At 67.4% G+C, this 3,679-nt stretch carries 4 protein-coding genes; all 4 read left to right on the top strand.

From position 1 onward, the window contains the following. On the top strand, positions 1-811 hold an 811-nt coding region (locus tag AC1D01_RS24940; protein ID WP_477871141.1), incomplete at its 5' end, for a class I SAM-dependent methyltransferase. A gap of 146 nt (positions 812-957) precedes the next feature. Next, complete coding sequence (locus AC1D01_RS24935; RefSeq protein ID WP_477871139.1) at positions 958-1,521, top strand: DUF2244 domain-containing protein; 564 nt, start codon at positions 958-960, stop codon at positions 1,519-1,521. Positions 1,522-1,546: 25 nt separating this feature from the next. Continuing rightward, positions 1,547-2,722: a cytochrome c oxidase subunit II gene (gene coxB / locus AC1D01_RS24930; protein WP_477871137.1), complete on the top strand. Its 1,176-nt coding sequence runs from the start codon at positions 1,547-1,549 to the stop codon at positions 2,720-2,722. 39 nt (positions 2,723-2,761) lie between these two features. Continuing rightward, on the top strand, positions 2,762-3,679 hold a 918-nt coding region (locus tag AC1D01_RS24925), incomplete at its 3' end, for a cbb3-type cytochrome c oxidase subunit I (RefSeq protein WP_477871135.1).

Raw genomic sequence — 3,679 nt, 5'->3', positions numbered from 1 at the left:
CGGCGAGATCGCGCGGCGCATGGCCGAACGGCTCGCGATCGTGCGCAAGCAGCCGGACGCGATCGCCGACTGGTGGAGCTTCGGCGGCGCCGGTGCCGAGCACCTGGCGCGCGCCTACCCGCAGGCGCGCCGCATCGCGGTCGAGCCGACGCCGGCGCTGCGCGAGCGCAGCGCGCAGCTCGCGAAGGCGCCGTGGTGGTCGCCCAAGCGCTGGAGCGGCGCGCCGGTGACGGTGCTGTCCGCCGACCAGGTCGAGCCCGGCAGCGTGCAGCTGGTCTGGGCCAACATGATGCTGCAGGCGGTGTTCGACCCGCCGGTGGTGCTCGGCCAGTGGCAGCGCGCGCTGGCGGTCGACGGCTTCGCGATGTTCTCGTGCTTCGGCCCGGACACGCTGAAGGAGCTGCGTGCGCTGTACCGCCGCCTCGGCTGGGCGGTGCCGGCGGCCGATTTCGTCGACATGCACGACCTGGGCGACATGCTCGTGCAGGCCGGTTTCGCCGATCCGGTGATGGACCAGGAGCTGATCACGCTGACCTGGGCGAGCCCGCAGGCGCTGCTCGCCGAACTGCGCGGCCTGGGCGGCAACGCGGCGCCGGAGCGCTTTGCCGGGCTGCGCACGCCGCGCTGGCGCGAGCGCCTGCACGCCGGGCTGCAGGGCCTGGCCGGGCCGGACGGCCGCATCTCGATGAGCTTCGAAGTCGCCTACGGCCACGCGTTCAAGGCGCCGCCGCGCGTGCCGCTGGCGGCCGAGACGACGGTGTCGCTGGACGACATGCGTGCGCTGGTGCGCGCGCGCCAGGGTTCGCGCTGAGGGCCGTGCCGTGGCGGCCTGCGCTAAACTCGCGGGCTTGAAAAATGCGGATTCGTCCGGGGTGCGCGGCCAAGGGGTGCGGCAGCGCGGGTCGGAGAGGGTCCGTCGAAGAACAGATCTCTGGAGGCAACTGGAGAAGGCGCAGTATGTCCACAAGCTCGTCGGCGGCGTGGCAGCCCTCGGCACCCCGGGCAGAGTTTCGCTTCGGTCACGAATCCCGCGGGGAGGGTGGCCCGGCAGGCTGGTCGATCGACTGGCTGCTCAAGCGCAACTGCTCGATGGCGCCCAGGCAGCTGCTCGCGTTCTACCTGTCGTTGTGCGTCCTGTCGCTGGGCATTGCCGCGATGTTCTGGTTCCAGGGGGCGCGAATGATCATGACCTTCACCTGGATCGAGCTGTCAGCCCTGGGCCTGGCGCTGTGGGTGTACGCACGCCACGCGACCGACAGCGAGAGCATCGTGCTGCGTGATGACCGGCTGACGGTGGAAGTCGCGAACGGGCCGCAGGTCGAGCGGGTGGAGTTCCAGCCCGCCTGGGTGCGGGTGGAGCCGGCGCATGGCGACCAGTCGCTGATCGAGTTGTCGGGCCAGGGGCGGCGGATTGCGGTGGGGCGCTTCGTGCGGCCCGAGCTGCGCAGCCAGCTGGCGCAGGAATTGCGCCATGCGCTGCGGCGCTGGCAACAAGGGGCGGCGCGGCCGTCTCCGGTGTGATTTTGGGAAAACTGAAACGACCATGATGAAGCAGACGAAAACACTTTGGCAGCGGGCGGGAGAACTCAGCCTGGGCCTGGGCGCCGCGTTGGCCACATCGGCTGCCATGGCCGTCAACGACCTGCCGGGAGGACCGGCCGTCAACCAGCTCGACCTGCACCCGCCGGTCACCGCGATCGCCGCCGAGCAGCGCTGGCTGCACTACTTCGTGTTGATCATCTGCGTGGTGATCTTCCTCGGCGTGTTCGGCGTGATGTTCTATTCGATCATCAAGCACCGCAAGAGCAAGGGTGCCAAGCCGGCCAACTTCCACGAGAGCACCACGGTCGAGATCATCTGGACCATCGTGCCCTTCGTCATCGTGATCCTGATGGCGCTGCCCGCCACCAAGGTAGTGGTCGCGATGAAGGACACCAGCGCCGCCGACCTGACGATCAAGGCCACCGGCATCCAGTGGAAGTGGGGCTACGACTACCTGAAGGGCGAGGGCGAAGGCATCGGCTTCGTCTCGACGCTCGACGTGACGCAGCGCGAGATGTCCGACTCCGGCAAGCCGTCCGGCGACGACTACCTGCTGAAGGTCGACAACCCGCTGGTCGTGCCGGTCGACAAGAAGGTGCGCGTGATCACCACCGCGACCGACGTGATCCACGCCTTCATGGTGCCGTCGTTCGGCATCAAGCAGGACGCCATCCCCGGCTTCGTGCGCGACACCTGGTTCCGTGCCGAGAAGATCGGCGACTACTACGGCCAGTGCGCCGAGCTGTGCGGCAAGGAACACGCCTACATGCCGATCCACGTGAAGGTGGTCTCGGCCGCCGACTACACGAAGTGGGTCGATGGCAAGAAGAAGGAAATGGCGGCCGCTGCCGACGATCCTGCCAAGGTGTGGGAGCAGCCCGCGCTGCTCGCGCGCGGCGAGAAGGTCTACGCCGCGAACTGCGCCGCCTGCCACCTGCCCACCGGCCTGGGCGGCGGCCCGATCAAGCCGCTGGACAAGTCGCCGGTGGTGCTCGACGCTGACAAGACCAAGCAGATCCACGTGGTGCTGAACGGCCAGAACAACGGTGCGATGCCGTCGTGGAAGCAGCTGTCGGACACCGACCTTGCGGCAGTCATCACCTACACGAAGAACAACTGGTCGAACAAGACCGGCCAGACCGTGCAGCCGTCCGAAGTGCTCGCGCAGCGCAAGCAATAACGCAAGCAACAAGCCAGAGTCGCCCAAAGGAAGCTACCCATGAGCGCAGTTCTCGATCCGCACGGCCACGGCCACGACGCCCACGCCGGGCATGACGACGAAGCCCACCACCACCCGCACGGCTGGCGCCGCTGGGTCTACGCGACCAACCACAAGGACATCGGCACGCTGTACCTGCTGTTCTCGTTCACGATGCTGATCGTGGGCGGGATGCTGGCGCTGCTGATCCGTGCCGAGCTGTTCCAGCCGGGCCTGCAGATCGTCAACCCGCAGCTGTTCAACCAGCTGACGACGATGCACGGGCTGATCATGGTGTTCGGCGCGATCATGCCGGCCTTCGTCGGCTTCGCGAACTGGATGGTGCCGCTGCAGATCGGCGCGCCCGACATGGCGTTCGCGCGCATGAACAACCTGAGCTTCTGGCTGCTGATCCCGGCCGCGCTGATGCTGGTGGGTTCGTTCTTCATGCCCGGCGGTGCGCCGGCGGCCGGCTGGACGCTCTATGCGCCGCTGACGCTGCAGATGGGTCCGTCGATGGATGCCGGCATCTTCGCGATGCACATCATGGGCGCGAGCTCGATCATGGGCTCGATCAACATCATCGTCACCATCCTCAACATGCGCGCGCCCGGCATGACGCTGATGAAGATGCCGATGTTCTGCTGGACCTGGCTGATCACCGCCTACCTGCTGATCGCGGTGATGCCGGTGCTGGCCGGTGCGATCACGATGACGCTGACCGACCGCCATTTCGGCACCAGCTTCTTCAACCCCGCCGGCGGCGGCGACCCGGTGATGTACCAGCACATCTTCTGGTTCTTCGGCCACCCCGAGGTGTACATCATGATCCTGCCGGCGTTCGGCATCGTGAGCCACATCGTGCCGGCCTTCGCCCGCAAGCGCCTGTTCGGCTACACCTCGATGGTGTATGCCACCGCATCGATCGCGATCCTGTCG

It is taken from the genome of Rhizobacter sp. P3_B12, from assembly GCF_056402895.1.
The sequence above is the reverse complement of the archived record's forward strand: the minus strand, read 5'-3'. Positions and strand labels throughout refer to the sequence as shown.

What these genes read in the sequence shown, in the direction of transcription:
- coxB (WP_477871137.1), top strand. Translation starts at nt 1,547, where the DNA reads ATGAAGCAGACGAAAACACTTTGGCAGCGGGCGGGAGAACTCAGCCTG.
- AC1D01_RS24935 (WP_477871139.1), top strand. Translation starts at nt 958, where the DNA reads ATGTCCACAAGCTCGTCGGCGGCGTGGCAGCCCTCGGCACCCCGGGCA.